Raw genomic sequence first — 14467 nt, 5'->3', positions numbered from 1 at the left:
GGCTCTCCTTCAGGACCCTGATGGGCCCAAGACGAGTAATGGACAATGCGCCGGCGCAAGTGCTCCGGCGGTCAGGAAATTTCCCGCCGGAACGGCGGCAGCGCATTGAGAATAGCCTTGCCGTAGCGCTGCGTGACCAAGCGCCGGTCAAGCAAGGTGATAACGCCGCGATCCTGCTCGGTACGCAGAAGGCGGCCGCAGGCCTGGATCAGCTTCAACGAGGCGTCAGGCACGGCAATTTCCATGAACGGGTTGCCGCCACGTGCCTCGATCCACTCGGCCAGCGCAGCTTCGACCGGGTCGTCGGGCACAGCAAAGGGAATCTTGGCGATGACCACGTGCTCGCAATACGCGCCCGGCAGGTCGACACCCTCGGCAAAGCTGGCCAGGCCGAACAGCACGCTGTGCTGGCCATCGTCGACCCGCGCCTTGTGCTTGTTCAGTGTTTCCTGCTTTGAAAGGTTGCCCTGGATGAGCACCAGCTTGCGCCAGTCACGGTCCAGACCGTCAAACACATCCTGCATCTGCTTGCGTGACGAGAACAACACCAGCGCGCCACGGGCATCTTCGACGATGTTCGGCAGTTCGCGGATGATCGCCGCGGTGTGCGCTGCTGCATCGCGTGGGTCGGCCTGCAGGTCGGGGACCCGCAACAGGCCGGCATCGCCATGCACGAACGGGCTGGGCACCACGCAGGTGACCGCGTCGCGCGGCAACCCCGAACGCATGCGGAAACGGTCGAACTTGCCCAGCGCGGTCAATGTCGCCGAGGTCACCAGCGCGCCGTGGGCCACGCTCCACAGGCTGCGCCGCAGCATATCGGCGGCGAGGATGGGGCTGGCGTTGACTTCGATGTCGAACAGCGCGCCACTTTCGGCCAAGGTCAGCCAGCGCGCCATGGGCGGGCTGTCTTCCGGGTCTTCGGCGGTGAAGGCCGTCCACAGCTCCCAGTTACCCTGGGCACGGGTGACCAGGCTGCCGAATAGCGGATACCACTCTTCAGCCTGATGGCTGGCGATGCCGATATTGACCTCGCCGTCCATGCCTTCCTTGAGCAGGTCAGCCAGGCGGGTGAACAGATCGTTGAGGCGGGCAAAGCCCTTTTTCAGTTCGATGCCCACTTCACGAATCTGCTCCGGCACCACCCCACCCTCGAAACGGTAACGCGGGCGCTCACGGCCTTCGGTGTCCTCGCTGGGACGGAAGTCAGCCACCTGTTCACAAAGGGTGAACATGAACTGCTGCTGGGTGCGTACTTCTCGCGCCAGCTCCGGCACCTGCTCGATGTACTTGCCCAGGTCGCCAGGCAGCGGATGCTGGGCCAGCAATTTGGTCAGGTTCTTGGCGGTCTGCTCCAGCCAGTCGGCGGTGGAACGCAGCCGCGAATAGTGGGCGAAATGGCCGATGGCCTTGTCTGGCAGATGATGGCCTTCGTCGAACACGTACATGGTATCGCGCGGGTCGGGTAACACCGCACCGCCACCCAGGGCGAGGTCGGCCAGAACCATGTCGTGGTTGGTGACGATCACATCGACCTTGCCCATGCCTTCGCGGGCCTTATAGAACACGCACTGCTGGAAGTTGGGGCAGTGGCGGCCGGTGCACTGGCTGTGGTCGGTGGTCAGGCGTGCCCAGTCCTGGTCTTCCAGGGCCTCTGGCCAGCTGTCACGGTCACCGTCCCAGCGGTTGCCGGCAAGCTTCTCGATCATGCTGTTGAACAGCTTCTGGCTGCGCTCGTCGACTTCGATGCGGAAGCCTTCTTCCTCGAACAACTGAGCTGTGGCTGACTGGGCGTGGCCTTCCTGCAACAGGATGTCGAGCTTGGACAGGCACAGATAGCGGCCACGGCCCTTGGCCAGGGCGAAGCTGAAGTTGAGGCCGCTGCTGCGCATCAGGTCGGGAAGGTCCTTGAAGACGATCTGTTCCTGCAGGGCCACGGTGGCCGTCGCGATCACCAGGCGTTTGCCGGCGGCCTTGGCCGCCGGGATGGCTGCCAGGCTGTAGGCTACCGTCTTGCCGGTACCGGTGCCCGCTTCCACGGCCACCACGGCAGGCTCGCCGGCGCGGCGGCCTTCATCGTCGCAGGCAATGTCGCCAAGCACCTTGGCCACTTCGGCGATCATCAGGCGCTGGCCATAGCGCGGCTTGAGGCTCTTGGCTTCGAGAAAACGCGAATAGGCGCCCTGGATAGTGGCTTTGAGTTCGTTGCTGATCATGGTCTGCAGGCGCCCGAAGGGCTGGATATATTTTCAGTGTTTCACATGGGGCGGCTATCATACCCCGCTATTGCCCTTTCTGCCGCATGGAGATCCGAATGCTCGCCTTTGCCCTGCCCTACACACTGCATGTTCTGGCCGCACTCGTATGGGTCGGCGGCATGTTCTTCGCCTGGCTGGTGCTGCGCCCGGCAACGGTTGCAGCCCTTGAAGGGCCTGCCCGCCTGCGCTTGTGGGTGGAAGTTTTCCGACGCTTCTTCGGCTGGGTCTGGCTGGCGGTGGCGATTTTGGCGATAAGTGGTATCGGCATGTTGCACATGCGCTTCAGCGGTTTCGAGACGGCGCCCAGGTACGTGCACGTGATGATCGGTGGCGGGATCGCCATGCTTGCCTTGTTCATGCGCATTCAGGCGTTGCTGCTGCCGGAATTGAAGGCAGCGGTGCAGGCCGAGGACTGGCCGACGGGGGCGGCGGTACTGGGGCGCATTCGGCGGATGGTGGGGGTCAATCTGCTGCTGGGGCTGGCCGTCGTTGCGGTGGCCAGTTCGCGTCTGGTGATCTGACAGGCGCTGCGTGAAAAAGGCAGTGAAGCAGGTGCCACGATGGATGGCACCGGCGTTGCCAGTGTTCGCGGGCAAGCCCACTCCTGCAAGGGATCGCAGCGAGAATTATTACGCGGCAAGATCAGTTCACCCGCGGCGCCTCCCGCGGACGGGGAATGGACATGACATGAAAGATTCCCGTCAACAGGATTTGCAAACGGTCAAACCAACGGTGACTGCGCCCGCGCAGGCTGCGATTGAAGAACAGCATTTCAAGCAGGTGCAGGCCAAACAAGACGATGCCTGCGGCATTGATCAGCAGATTGAAGGGCAAGGGTTGTGGCATCAGCTGATTGAACAGCACCACCCCCCAGAAAGCGACCGTCAGGACCTTGCCCAGGCCCAGGATGAACTTCATACCACGCCCCTATAGATGGTTGTCATGTCGAGGTGGCCTGATCGAGCAAACCGTGCGAACAACATTAACGGCAATGCCCAGGCAAGCGCCAGCAACACTCAGTTGAGGTGCAGCTCCACCCGTCGGTTGCGCGCGCGGCCCTCCTCGGTTTCGTTGTCGGTAACCGGTTCGCTTTCCCCACGGCCCTGGCTGGTGACCTTGCCCATCTCCAGGCCCTGGCCGATCAGGTACTCGGCAACGCTGCTGGCGCGGCGTTCGGAAAGTGCCTGGTTGTAGCTGTCGGAGCCCACACTGTCGGTGTGTCCGATCACACGAACCTTGGCCACCGTCGGTGAATTGAGCTTCTCCACCAGGCCTTGCAGGCGTTGCTGGGCCGCCGGCGTCAGTTCGGCGGAGTCGAAGGCGAACATCACCGCGCCGTTGTCATCGAGGGTGATCACCTCTGGCGAGGGTTCGGGTGCACTGGCAGGTGGCGCGGCCGGGTACTGTTTCAGTGGGCAACCCATGTGGTCGACCGCCGTGTTGGCCGGGGTCTCGGGGCAGTGATCGCGCCGGTCGAAAATGCCGTCACCATCTTCGTCACCGTCCTGGGCGTAACAAATCAGCCCGCCGGCGATGGCGCCCAAGGCGCCACCACCGGCAGCCCAGGAAGAACTCTCGATGGCACCAAGGCCACCACCGACCAAGCCGCCCAGCAGGCTGCAGATGGGCCAGGTCCTTTGATTGAGGGGCGCGCTGCCATCGCTGTGCGTAGCGCAGCCCGTGAGCAGGCTGGCAGCCACCAACAGCGGCAAAGCCGCCTTCGACGTCACACTCATGCTGAATGCTCCTGTGTCATTGGCCACAAACGGCTGGCCGGCATGAAGACGCGCCCGTGCCACTGCTCGAGGCACGGGCGCCTGCCGTCTTACCGCTGGATCTTGATCTCGGTACGACGGTTCATGGCACGCCCTTCGCCCGTGGCGTTGTCTGCCACCGGCTGGGTTTCACCCGCGCCGACCACCGAAACGAAGCTGCTGCGCGGTACACCGCTCTCGACCAGGTAATCGGTCACCGAATGGGCACGGCGCTCGGACAGTTTCTGGTTGTAGCTGTCGGAACCGACGCTGTCGGTATGGCCGCTGACGCTAAGGCGGGCAGAGGGCGCTTCCTGCTTCAGGCGCGTGGCAATGGTATTGAGGCGCTCTTTGTCACTGGCCGTCAGGCGCGCAGAATCGAACTCGAAGTGCACGTCGCGGATGACAATGACTTCTTCCTTCTGCACCACCACTTCTTCGACCACCGCAACCGGCTCAGGCGGGCATCCGTTGGCATCGACCTGCACACCACGCGGGGTGCCAGGGCACTTGTCACGGCTGTCTGGCACGCCGTCGCCATCCTCGTCGCCATCGCCATGGGCCCAGCAATAGCCCGCCGCCAGGCCACCGCCCAGCAACGCACCCCAGCCAGCCCAGCTGGAGCTTTCGATGGCGCCCAGGGCGGCGCCGCCTACACCCCCGACGGCGGCACATTTCGGCCAGTCGGTTTTTTGCAAACCTGCACAACCAGTCAACACACTGGTGAGCAGTACCAGGGGTAACGCTGTGCGTACTATGCTCATTTCATTGCTTCTCCTAGGGGGAATCGGCATAAGGCCGATCTCTGGGAGTAAAGACCGCGCATTCCAACCCTGCCAGCAATAAGCTACGACACGGTCACATGCCTCTTTGCCCGCACGCCGCAGCCCGCTAGTCTTGGATGACTTGAACGAGGAATGGCAATGACCGAAGGTTTCTCCAAACGCACCCCGCAACAGGCCCTGGCAGCCCTGCTCGAGCGCTTCACTCCACAACGGCTGCTGCTGGTAGGTACGCGCTTTCCGGCGCTGGACGCCTTCGCCCAGGCACACCCCCAGGTCACCATCGACACCGCCGCCCCTGGCCCGCTGCCAGCCGAACTGGCCGCCAAGCGCTTTGACCTGGCGGTACTGGTGGACTGCCTGGAACACTTGCCCAAGCGCACCGGCCTGGAGCTGCTCGGCGGTATTCGCAACCTCAATGCCAGCCGGGTTGCAGTGCTGGCCGACCTGGCTGCCTGCGGCTGGCAGGACACCGACTTTTTCGCCCTGGCCATGTCGGCCAGCGAGAAATTCTGCCGTGACCAACAGGTTTTGAGCCTGTTCACCTATGATCTACATGACTATAAGCAGGTCCCGGACTGGCTCAACGCCAGGTTCTGGGCCAACCCTGAAAACTTCGGCAAGTACTGGTGGTGATGATGAGTGTCTCGGTCTGCCCTTGTGGCAGTGGCAACCTGCTTGACGCCTGCTGCGGGCATTACCATGCCGGTACCCCGGCACCGGATGCCCAGGCCCTGATGCGCTCACGCTACAGTGCCTACGTGCTGGGCCTGGTCGACTACCTGGTAGCCACCACCCTACCGGCCCAGCAAGCCGGCCTGGACCGTGCTGCCATGGCCGACTGGAGTGCACAGAGCACCTGGCTGGGCCTGGAGGTGGAAAGCGCAGAAGTGCTGGGCGGACAACCCGAGCACAGCTTCGTCACCTTCACCGCGCGCTGGCACGACCAAGACGGCGATCATCAGCACCGCGAACGCTCGGCCTTCGTCCAGCATGCCGGTCGCTGGTACTTCATCGACCCAACGGTCGGGCTGAAGGCCGGGCGCAACGACCCCTGCCCCTGCGCCAGTGGGCACAAATTCAAGAAATGCTGCGCCAGCTACGTAGGGAGCTGAACATGATCAAGCGCACCCGTCTGCTACTGCTCGGTGCGCTGCTGGCATGGCTGACGGGCTGTGCCAGTTGGGGCGAGGACTGGCGCGAGCCCGAAGTGCATCTGGTCGAGGTCGAAACGGTCAAGGCCAGGTTGCTGGAACAGGAGTTCGTGTTGCACCTGCGGGTCGACAACCCCAATGACAGCCGCCTGTTCATTCGCAACGTGTCGTATGCAATACGCCTCAATGACCTGCTACTGGTGCAGGATGAAGCCAGCGTATGGCGCAGCGTGGGCGGGCATGCACGGCGCACTTTCAAGATCACCGCACGAACCAACCTGTGGCAGCACCTGAAGCCACTGGCCAAGCTGCTCAGAAGCAAGCAGCCGCTGCGTTACTCCCTGCAGGGCGAACTGGCGACCGGGTTGCTCATCCATCGGGACCTGCACATCTCGCGCAGTGGTGAGATAATCCCCGACGATTACATACCGGAGTAACCCTGCAATGTCCCAACAACCCCACGTTCATGGCCCTGACTGCAACCATGGCCATGATCACCATCACGACCACGGCCATGTACACGGCCCGCACTGCAACCACGGCCACCAGGAGCCGGTACGCAACGCCCTGAAGGACGTTGGCCGTAACGACCCGTGCCCGTGCGGTAGCGAGAAGAAGTACAAGAAGTGCCACGGCGCCTAATCGACTGACGCGATAAAAATCTGAGAGATGGCTCGAACACTGTGGGAGCCGGCGCGCCCGCGAACACGGGCGAAGCCCGTGCCATCCACCGCGTCGCCTGCTTCGCGGGCTCGCCCGCTCCCACAGTTTCCGTGCCAGCCTCTGGATCATGAGCCTGACACAGGTGGCTACGCGGCCTTTCGCCGGTTTGCCCCCAACAGGTCCTGGTACCAGAGGCCGGCATCATAGGCGATGGTCACCAGGGTGGTCTCGACATACCGCGGATGCTGGGCCATGCGCTGGGCAACCGCCAGGCAGGCAGCGGCTGTATTACCGACGAAAATGCCACTCTGCATGTAGAACCAGCGCTGTGCGGCCAGCATTTCTGCATGTTGCACCTGGGCCCGCTCGTCCACCAGCGACCAGTCCATGAACGGCGGGCAAACGCCCACGGCCATGCCTTCAAAACGATGGTCGGCGAACACGCCAGCCCTCGAATCGCAGCCATTGGGATCGACCAGTACCGTCGACACATCGAAGCCATGGTCCTTCAGCCCCAGGGTGATACCCGTGAAACTGGCGCCAGTACCCGCACAGCCCACGAACAGGATCTGCCGCCCTGCCCCGGCGTTGGTCAGTTGCACGGCCAGTTCGCTGGCGGTCTGATAACGATGGGCTTCGATGCCCACCGGGTTGTTGAACTGGTCGGTGTAGAAGTATGACTTGCCCAGCGCGGTCTGGTTATCCAGGTGATGCATCACCACGTCCTTGGGTGTGGCACCGGCCATCAGCATTTCCTTGCCGATCAGTCGGGCACCGAAACACTCCAGCAGATCCCGCTTGGTCTGGCTGAAGCTCAGCCCGACCGCCAGCTCTACGGCGACCTGGTACTTGTGGCAGGCCGCCAGCAAGCCAAAACCGAAGCTGCCACCGGTTTTTTCGATGACGGTCGTCACCCCGGGAATGATCTCACCCTTGCGCACGGCATGTTCGACGATCCGCCGCGCCGCCCGGTATTTGTGGCTACCGCCCGGGTTGTTCATTTCCAGCTTGGTGTAGATACGATCGCTGACACTGATGAGCTCGCTCATTTGCGGCTACCTTCCATTGAAGTTTGCAGGCCGACCTTGTTCTGCAGCAGGCCGGCAGTGGCAACCAGCAGCCCCAGGCAGAGGACCATGCAGATGGCGTTGGTACCGTCCCAGCCGACCGAGCTCAGCAACAGCGAAGGGCTGAATGCGCCGAGGGTGGCAAAAATGGCAATGGCCAGGTCGTTCTTACCCTGCATCTGCATCGCTGCCGGGCTGTTCTGCAGTGACTGGGCCAGCAAGGCGCCTCCGCCTACGTAAGTGAGGTTCCAGCCCAGCCCGAGGGCAATCAGTGCCAGGGTCATCATGGCGTAGCTGTGCGACCAGATATTCATCGCCGAGCAACCGATCAACAGGGCCAGGCCCGCGCAAATGGTGGTCTTGATACCCAGTCGCTGGATGATGGCGCCGGTGAAGAACGACGGGGCAAACATGGCAATCACATGCCACTGGATCGCCAGGCGGACGTCAGTGAAGTCCTCGTGCATGTGTTTCATGTGCATCGAGGCCTGGATCATCAGCAGGTTCATGATCCCGTAGCCCAACGCAGCGACAGCCATTGCCACAACCACGCTCGGGCCTGCCGGCTCGGCACGGACACTGGCCGGCTTTGCTGCGCTGTTGACCGCGCTGGCCATACCGGCATCGTTGGGCAGGCACAGCGCAATCAACAATGAAAGCAACGCCAGGCCGACAAACGCGGCATAACACAGCGAAAACAGTGGGTAGCCACCCACGTCACGCAGCCACTCGGTAAGCGTCGGCCCGACGACAGCCGCGATGACCCCGCCCGCCACGACCAGCGAAAGCGCCTTGGGCTTCAAGGCCTGGGAAAGATTGTCGGTTGCCGCGAACCGGTTGAAGTTGGCGAACGCGATGTACACACCCAATGCAGAGTGGCTGAGTACCAGCGTTGGAAAATGCTGGTGCTCCACCGCCAGAAAGCCGCTGACGCCAGACAGCGCCAGGGGAATCGCGCCCAGCATGAACGCCTTTTTACGGCCAATACGGCTCATCAGCCTGGAGACTGGATAAGTTGCCAGCATCAGGCACAGAAACTGGAACCCGTACGGCACCGTGGACCATGCGGCATCAGGCGCCAGCGCAGCCCCGACAATGGCGGCCATCGTCACCGACATCACGGCAGTCGTCAGGTTGATCGACTGTGCCGTGAAGTACAGGTACGTGCGCCGCGGTAACGTGCTGTTCATAATGCGTGCTCGTGATAAGTGGACAGGTCGATTTCGGCCTCGGGGAACACGCAGATCAGCCGTTCCTTGCCTTTACCCAGGCGTTTGCGCTTGACGCCAAGGCGCCCGATGCGCCGAGGCGAATCGAGGTGCGTGCCACCGCACGGGATTTCGATGCCGTTGTAGGTCCACAAACGCGCGTCTTCCAGGCCTTGAACCGCGTAGTGCTCGATGGGCGCATCGCAGCCGATCAGTTCATTCGCCCGTCGTTCTATTTCAAGTACGTCTTCAGCCGTGAACGCGTCCTCGACCAGGAAGTCGAAACGTGCCGTGTCCTCCTTGATATGGCAGCCGATAGTCCATTGCTTCAATTCTTCACGCAGCCCGATGGCGGCGGCATACAGGAAGTGGCTGGCACTGTGAGACAACGTCAGCCGTTCGCGCCGTTCGATATCGATAGTGACGCGGGCCGGCATGCCTACCGTGACTTCATCCAGCAAGTGCAAATCATCAGGGTGCAGGCTGTGAATAATGATGCCGCCCAGTTTTCCACCTTTGAAACCTTCCAGGCGAATAGGGCTACCGTAGAGTTTTTTAACCCAGACGAATCGCACGGTACCCACCGGTAATTCAATGGTGCCGAAGTCCGCTTCCTGGCCGCCCCCTTCTGGATAGGCCACCGTACTCAGCAACTCGATGCCGTCACTGTGCACCCGCGCTACTTGCGTATTCGCGCCCGCCAAATACTGGTCTTTGTAATACAGTTTCTCGGTATTTCTTAAAACTTCATAGTTCAGAGCGTTCATGATTCCAATACCACCTGCAATGATGTTTTAACCTGTACCCGGGCAGCGGCCGGGACGTCTTTGGTAACAATGCAGCCCGGCCCGATAAACGCACCGTCACCGACATGAATTGCGCCCAGCACACTGGCGAAAGCGCCGATCTGCACCCGGTTACCCAACGTCGGATGCCTGGGGCTCGAGGGGTTGTCACTGATACCGCGGGCGCCCAGGGTTACGCCGCCAAGCACGTAGCAATCGTCACCAATGGTCGACGTTTCACCAATGACGGTGCCCATGCCGTGATCGATGATGAAGCGCGCACCAATGCGGCTGCGGAAATGGATCTCCGCCCCCGAAAGCATTTTTCCGCGCCTGGAGATCATGGCGGCCAGGCATTGACCGCCGGCGCCGTAGGTCGCGGCGCTATTGTTGTAAATCCAATGGGCAAGCCGATAATGCAAAACCGCAGAATAAGAGGTGTAGGTTTTTGCAATGAATACCAGGTCGCGGCCGGCAGCCGGATCCTTCATGGCAAATGCCTGTAAATCGGCATGTGCCTGTTCAGTCACATGCTCTATGACCATTGTTTCTTTCAGTGCTTCGAACTCGACGACTGAACAACACTCCAATAACGCCGAGGTCACAAGATTCTTTACAACTTTGAATGACTCCAGTTCGTCAGGGACAGGAAGCCTGGCAATGACGGCTGATTGCATGTCCATAGGGTGCATGGGCTTGATATCCAGTTGTCTGGTCTGCACAGACGCTAAAAGTGCCGCCTTTGTTGGCAGCCGAAAGTTCCGACACAGGGATATTGGCATGTGCTGGCCATTTGCAAACGAACAGTCGACAAGCATTTCCGTTAACTGTTAGGCTTTTTTTTCTAACGGTTTCGGACCTGCCATGATCCCCTGCAGCCTTCATCACCTTTTGAAACAACGCCTGGATGCAGGCGAGTGGTTGCCCGGGCAACGCATGCCCTCCATCCGCAAGCTGACCGCTGCAGTGGACTTCAGTTACCACGACGTCGTGTCGGCCTACGCCCAACTGGTCAGCGAAGGTGTGTTGACGGCATCACCCGGGCGAGGCTACTTCGTGGCAAACCGCGCCCGGCAAACCAGCGTGATCCACGAACCCGAATGCATGGCCGGCGACCCACTGTTCCGGCTGCTGCAGGGCGGCCAGCACTTCACCAAGCTGGGCAGCGGCTGGCTGCCCCCAGCGTGGCGCGACACCGAACTGCTGGCCAAGGCGATTCGTCGCACGGCGCGGCTGGAGCAGAGCTCGCTGGCAGAGTACGGCGACATCCAGGGGTACCTGCCCATGCGCAAACAGCTGTGCGTGCACATGAAACGGCTGACCCGTGTCGAAGTCCGCCCCAACCAGTTGCTGACCACACTGGGGGCCACGCAAGGCCTGGACCTGGTTGCACGGTTGCTGATCAAACCGGGCGACCACGTGTTCGTCGACGAGCCGGGCAACGGCAACCTGATCAAGCTGATCCAACTGGCTGGCGGACACGTCGTCGGCATTCGGCGGACCCAGGACGGGCCGGACGTGGAAGAAATGAGAAGCCACCTGGCCAGGCACAAGGTCAAGGCGTTTTTCTGCAACAGCACCTTCCACAACCCGACCGGCAGCAACATCAGCCCGCACAACGCCTTCAGCGTCCTGCGCCTGGCGGTGGAGCACGAGTTCTTCGTGGTCGAGGACGACGTTTACGGGGACTTCAGCCCTGCTGTGCGCCAGACCTTTGCCGAGCTGGACAACCTTGACCGGGTTATCTACATCGGCAGCTTCTCCAAATGCCTGTCGGCCTCGCTGCGCGTAGGGTTCATTGCCTGCTCGCAAGACCTGATCGAGCCGCTCACACGCCTTAAACTGCTGACCTGCGTCGCTGTCCCCGCGTTTTGCGAACGCTTCGTCAACACCATATTGTCGGATGGCACGTATGCCCGGCACATGAAAGACGTGCAGCAGCGCCTGATCCGCCAGCAGGTGCAAACCCAACGCTTGCTGCTCGAGCGCGGCTGGCAATTCGACATTGCACCGCAAGGGGGTATGTTCCTCTGGGTCTACCACCCGGACCTGCCCGACCTGCAACCTTTCGTGCGTAAACTGGAGCAACACAAGATCCTGCTGATGCCCGGCTCTGCATTCGCGGTGAGCCGTGACTACCAACGCTACACGCGCATCAATTGCACGCATTTTTCCGACGCCTTGGCCGAGCACTTCGACGTTGGACCCGGCGCGATCAAATAAACCGACCTGGGACCTTGCATGGCGCCTGCGCGCTTACTACCTTAGCGCCTTTCCAAACCAGCCTCGCCTTGCAGGAGCCCTTGCCATGGCCGCCCCCGCCTTTCCTCCTTTCCGCCTGCGGTTCGCAACCGCTGCCACCCTGCTCGGCATGCTCGGGCTGGCCGGCTGCCAGACGGGCGGCTACCAGGACAGCGTGCCACCGACCAGCGGCGTGCAGCCGCTCAAAGGCCTGGCACAGAATGTTTCGGTACGGCGCAATGCCATGGGTGCGCCGCTGATCGAAAGCAGCAGCTTCCATGATGCGCTGTTCAGCCTGGGCTATGTGCACGCCGGTGACCGCATCGAACAGATGGTCGCCATGCGCCTGCTCGCCCAAGGCCGCCTGGCCGAACTGGCCGGCAGCGAGGCGCTGGATATCGACCGCCTCATGCGCGCCGCCAACCTCAAGCAGAGTGCCGCCCAGCAATACGCCGACGCATCGCCACGGCTCAAGCGCTTCTTCGAAGTGTACGCGCGCGGGGTCAACGCCTACCTGTTCCGCTACCGCGACAAGCTGCCAGCAGGCCTGGCCAGTAGTGGCTATCGCCCCGAATACTGGAAGCCTGAAGACTCGGCGCTGATCTTCTGCCTGTACGCGTTCAGTCAGTCGGTCAACCTGCAAGAGGAACTCAGCGCCCTGACCCTGGCGCAGAAAGCCGGTAGCGACAAGCTGGCCTGGTTGCTGCCCGGGGCCCCGGACGAGCCGTTGGCCGAAATGGAAGTGGACAAGCTCAAGGGCCTGAACCTGGCCAGCCAATTGCCGGGGCTGGCAGCCCTGGCGGCTGCCAGCCAGAAGCTGGCCGACCTCGACCTGCTCGGTAGCCCGGGGTCGGCCAACCTGGCCCTGGGCCCGCAGCGCAGCCGCAGCGGCAAGAGCCTGCTGGCCAGCGACAGCCGCGCCGCCTGGGCCTTGAGCCCGGTACAAATCAATACCAGCAAGTACCAGGTTGCCGGCCTGTCCTTGCCGGGCCTGCCAATTGTGCTGGCCGGCTACAATGGCAAGCTGGCCTGGAGCAGCAGCGCGGTCATGGCCGACAATCAGGACCTGTTCCTCGAGCAGCTGCGCCGCCAAGGCAATCAGCTGAGCTACCTGGCCGATGGTAAATGGCTGCCGGCCCGCGCCCGCAGCGAAACCTACTTTGTACGTGGCCAACGCCCCGTGCGCGAAGTGATGTACGACACCCGCCACGGCACCCTGCTGGCCCAGCCAGAAAATGCCAGCCTGGGCCTTGCGCTGAACCTGCCACAGTTCAAAGGTGATCGCAGCCTGGATGCCCTGTTCGACCTGACGCGGGCCAAGAACGTGGAGCGGGCCTTCGACAGCACACGTGAGGTGACTGCTGCTGCCGTCAACTTCGTTTTCGCCGAGCCTGAGCACATCGGCTGGCAAGTCAGTGGCCGCTACCCCAATCGCCGCGAAGGCCAGGGCCTGCTGCCCTCGCCGGGCTGGGACGGGCGTTACGACTGGGACGGCTATGCCGACCCGATGCTGCACCCGTACGACCAGGACCCACCCGCGGGCTGGATCGGCCATGCCAACCAGCGCAGCCTGCCGCGCGGCTATGGCATGCAGCTGTCCAGCACCTGGTACTACCCCGAGCGTGCCGAACGACTGGCACAGCTGGCCGGCAACGGTCGCCACGACAGTCGCAGCCTGATGGCCCTGCAGAACGACCAGGTGACCTTGCTGGCCAACAAGCTCAAGCAGATGTTCGACGCACCCGGCATGGCCCAGCCACTGAAGCAGGCAATCGACGCCCTCCCCGCCGGGCAGCGCGACAAGGCCCGCGACACGCTGGCCCGGCTCAAGGCCTTCGATGGCCGCCTGAGCCCGGTGTCGGCCGATGCCGCGCTGTACGAGTTGTTCTTGCAGGAGGTCGCTCGCCAGACCTTCCTCGATGACCTGGGCCCGGAGTCCGGCCCGGCCTGGCAGGCATTCGTCAGCAATGCACGTTTGTCGTTCTCGGCGCAGGCCGATCATCTGCTGGGCCGCGATGACAGCCCCTTCTGGGATGACCGCAACACGCCGCAGAAAGAAGACAAGCCCGCCATCCTCGCCCGCAGCCTGGCGGGCGCAATGGAGGCCGGTATCGCACAGCTGGGGGCCGACCGACGCACCTGGCAGTGGGGCAAGCTGCACCAGTACCGCTGGCCGGCACCGGCCTACCATGGCCTGGGTGATGCGATCAGCCGTTCGCCGCTTGCCGCAGGCGGCGACTTCACTACCCTGGCCCTCACACCATTCGCCTGGGGCAGCGACTTCGACACGCGTCTGCCAGCCTCGGCACGGATGATCGTCGACTTCGGCCAGGCCGAACCGTTGCAGATACTGACCAGCAGCGGCCAGTCCGGCAACCCGGCCAGCGCGCATTACCGCGATGGGCTGGATGCCTGGTTCAAAGGGCGCTTCATGAGCCTGCCACTGCAACAGCAGAACTTCGGCAGGGCGTATGGCAACCAGCGGCTTACGTTGGTGCCGGGGCGGTAAGGGCGTTCTTCAGGGGCGCATGAGGGGGCTTGATGAAGTTTTTCAG

The 14467-nt window shown here is 62.4% G+C and carries 15 protein-coding genes; 7 read left to right on the top strand and 8 right to left on the bottom strand.

The window, feature by feature from the left end; genetic code table 11:
* Nucleotides 1–71: 71 nt before the first annotated feature.
* A complete protein-coding gene (dinG, locus tag V7787_RS12670; protein WP_003254889.1) occupies nucleotides 72–2216 on the bottom strand; it encodes an ATP-dependent DNA helicase DinG in 2145 nt (714 codons plus the stop codon).
* A 98-nt stretch (nucleotides 2217–2314) separates the two neighbouring features.
* Between dinG and V7787_RS12665 the strand changes: the two genes are divergently transcribed.
* On the top strand, nucleotides 2315–2779 hold the full coding sequence (locus tag V7787_RS12665; protein WP_020191313.1) for a CopD family protein: 465 nt from the start codon (nucleotides 2315–2317) through the stop codon (nucleotides 2777–2779).
* A 121-nt stretch (nucleotides 2780–2900) separates the two neighbouring features.
* Here the strand turns inward: V7787_RS12665 and V7787_RS12660 are convergent, their stop codons facing one another.
* The 3 genes from V7787_RS12660 to V7787_RS12650 all read right to left on the bottom strand — a co-directional run bounded on the left by V7787_RS12660 (nucleotide 2901) and on the right by V7787_RS12650 (nucleotide 4776).
* On the bottom strand, nucleotides 2901–3176 hold the full coding sequence (locus V7787_RS12660; protein ID WP_064492953.1) for a DUF1145 domain-containing protein: 276 nt from the start codon (nucleotides 3174–3176) through the stop codon (nucleotides 2901–2903).
* 98 nt (nucleotides 3177–3274) lie between these two features.
* Nucleotides 3275–3994 (bottom strand): OmpA family protein, encoded by a 720-nt coding sequence (locus V7787_RS12655; protein ID WP_049588526.1) that lies wholly within the window; start codon nucleotides 3992–3994, stop codon nucleotides 3275–3277.
* Between the two features lie 89 nt (nucleotides 3995–4083).
* Nucleotides 4084–4776, bottom strand: coding sequence for an OmpA family protein (locus V7787_RS12650; RefSeq protein WP_064492954.1), 693 nt, complete (start codon nucleotides 4774–4776; stop codon nucleotides 4084–4086).
* Nucleotides 4777–4935: 159 nt separating this feature from the next.
* Here V7787_RS12650 and V7787_RS12645 point away from each other — a divergent pair, with 159 nt between their 5' ends.
* From V7787_RS12645 to V7787_RS12630, 4 genes are read left to right on the top strand one after another with little or no spacing between them, the layout of a single operon-like run.
* Complete coding sequence (locus V7787_RS12645) at nucleotides 4936–5430, top strand: DUF6231 family protein (RefSeq protein ID WP_020191311.1); 495 nt, start codon at nucleotides 4936–4938, stop codon at nucleotides 5428–5430.
* Nucleotides 5431–5432: 2 nt separating this feature from the next.
* Entirely contained in the window at nucleotides 5433–5909 is a 477-nt protein-coding gene (locus V7787_RS12640) for a YchJ family protein (RefSeq protein WP_029615445.1), read from the top strand.
* A 2-nt stretch (nucleotides 5910–5911) separates the two neighbouring features.
* Nucleotides 5912–6385, top strand: coding sequence for an LEA type 2 family protein (locus V7787_RS12635; RefSeq protein ID WP_020191309.1), 474 nt, complete (start codon nucleotides 5912–5914; stop codon nucleotides 6383–6385).
* Between the two features lie 7 nt (nucleotides 6386–6392).
* Nucleotides 6393–6590 (top strand): SEC-C metal-binding domain-containing protein, encoded by a 198-nt coding sequence (locus V7787_RS12630; protein ID WP_060489328.1) that lies wholly within the window; start codon nucleotides 6393–6395, stop codon nucleotides 6588–6590.
* A 167-nt stretch (nucleotides 6591–6757) separates the two neighbouring features.
* Here V7787_RS12630 and V7787_RS12625 read toward each other — a convergent pair whose 3' ends face one another.
* Genes V7787_RS12625 through V7787_RS12610 form a run of 4 tightly spaced genes read right to left on the bottom strand, consistent with a single transcriptional unit; the run spans nucleotide 6758 to nucleotide 10363 of the window.
* Nucleotides 6758–7660 carry a pyridoxal-phosphate dependent enzyme gene (locus tag V7787_RS12625; protein WP_064492955.1) on the bottom strand — a complete coding sequence of 301 codons (903 nt, stop codon included), beginning with the start codon at nucleotides 7658–7660 and terminating at the stop codon, nucleotides 6758–6760.
* Nucleotides 7657–8868, bottom strand: coding sequence for an MFS transporter (locus V7787_RS12620; protein ID WP_014589932.1), 1212 nt, complete (start codon nucleotides 8866–8868; stop codon nucleotides 7657–7659). Before V7787_RS12620 ends, V7787_RS12625 begins: the two co-directional genes overlap by 4 nt.
* The gene (locus tag V7787_RS12615) at nucleotides 8865–9653 is read right to left on the bottom strand and encodes an alanyl-tRNA editing protein (protein WP_010952274.1); all 789 of its coding nucleotides are present in this window, start codon (nucleotides 9651–9653) and stop codon (nucleotides 8865–8867) included. The genes V7787_RS12620 and V7787_RS12615 overlap by 4 nt, the downstream gene beginning before the upstream one ends.
* Nucleotides 9650–10363, bottom strand: a complete 714-nt coding sequence (locus tag V7787_RS12610) for a serine O-acetyltransferase (protein WP_177409993.1) — start codon at nucleotides 10361–10363, stop codon at nucleotides 9650–9652. The genes V7787_RS12615 and V7787_RS12610 overlap by 4 nt, the downstream gene beginning before the upstream one ends.
* 172 nt (nucleotides 10364–10535) lie before the next feature.
* Between V7787_RS12610 and V7787_RS12605 the strand changes: the two genes are divergently transcribed.
* Together V7787_RS12605 and V7787_RS12600 are read left to right on the top strand one after the other, a co-directional pair.
* Nucleotides 10536–11894, top strand: a complete 1359-nt coding sequence (locus V7787_RS12605; protein WP_064492956.1) for an aminotransferase-like domain-containing protein — start codon at nucleotides 10536–10538, stop codon at nucleotides 11892–11894.
* An 85-nt stretch (nucleotides 11895–11979) separates the two neighbouring features.
* Entirely contained in the window at nucleotides 11980–14421 is a 2442-nt protein-coding gene (locus V7787_RS12600) for a penicillin acylase family protein (protein WP_064492957.1), read from the top strand.
* The last annotated feature ends 46 nt before the right edge of the window (nucleotides 14422–14467 follow it).

It is taken from the genome of Pseudomonas sp. CGJS7 (assembly GCF_036961695.1).
The sequence above is the reverse complement of the archived record's forward strand: the minus strand, read 5'-3'. Positions and strand labels throughout refer to the sequence as shown.

Coding starts and splice junctions, on each gene's coding strand:
- dinG (WP_003254889.1), bottom strand. CDS start 2,216: ATGATCAGCAACGAACTCAAAGCCACTATCCAGGGCGCCTATTCGCGT.
- V7787_RS12665 (WP_020191313.1), top strand. CDS start 2,315: ATGCTCGCCTTTGCCCTGCCCTACACACTGCATGTTCTGGCCGCACTC.
- V7787_RS12660 (WP_064492953.1), bottom strand. CDS start 3,176: ATGAAGTTCATCCTGGGCCTGGGCAAGGTCCTGACGGTCGCTTTCTGG.
- V7787_RS12655 (WP_049588526.1), bottom strand. CDS start 3,994: ATGAGTGTGACGTCGAAGGCGGCTTTGCCGCTGTTGGTGGCTGCCAGC.
- V7787_RS12650 (WP_064492954.1), bottom strand. CDS start 4,776: ATGAGCATAGTACGCACAGCGTTACCCCTGGTACTGCTCACCAGTGTG.
- V7787_RS12645 (WP_020191311.1), top strand. CDS start 4,936: ATGACCGAAGGTTTCTCCAAACGCACCCCGCAACAGGCCCTGGCAGCC.
- V7787_RS12640 (WP_029615445.1), top strand. CDS start 5,433: ATGAGTGTCTCGGTCTGCCCTTGTGGCAGTGGCAACCTGCTTGACGCC.
- V7787_RS12635 (WP_020191309.1), top strand. CDS start 5,912: ATGATCAAGCGCACCCGTCTGCTACTGCTCGGTGCGCTGCTGGCATGG.
- V7787_RS12630 (WP_060489328.1), top strand. CDS start 6,393: ATGTCCCAACAACCCCACGTTCATGGCCCTGACTGCAACCATGGCCAT.
- V7787_RS12625 (WP_064492955.1), bottom strand. CDS start 7,660: ATGAGCGAGCTCATCAGTGTCAGCGATCGTATCTACACCAAGCTGGAA.
- V7787_RS12620 (WP_014589932.1), bottom strand. CDS start 8,868: ATGAACAGCACGTTACCGCGGCGCACGTACCTGTACTTCACGGCACAG.
- V7787_RS12615 (WP_010952274.1), bottom strand. CDS start 9,653: ATGAACGCTCTGAACTATGAAGTTTTAAGAAATACCGAGAAACTGTAT.
- V7787_RS12610 (WP_177409993.1), bottom strand. CDS start 10,363: ATGCACCCTATGGACATGCAATCAGCCGTCATTGCCAGGCTTCCTGTC.
- V7787_RS12605 (WP_064492956.1), top strand. CDS start 10,536: ATGATCCCCTGCAGCCTTCATCACCTTTTGAAACAACGCCTGGATGCA.
- V7787_RS12600 (WP_064492957.1), top strand. CDS start 11,980: ATGGCCGCCCCCGCCTTTCCTCCTTTCCGCCTGCGGTTCGCAACCGCT.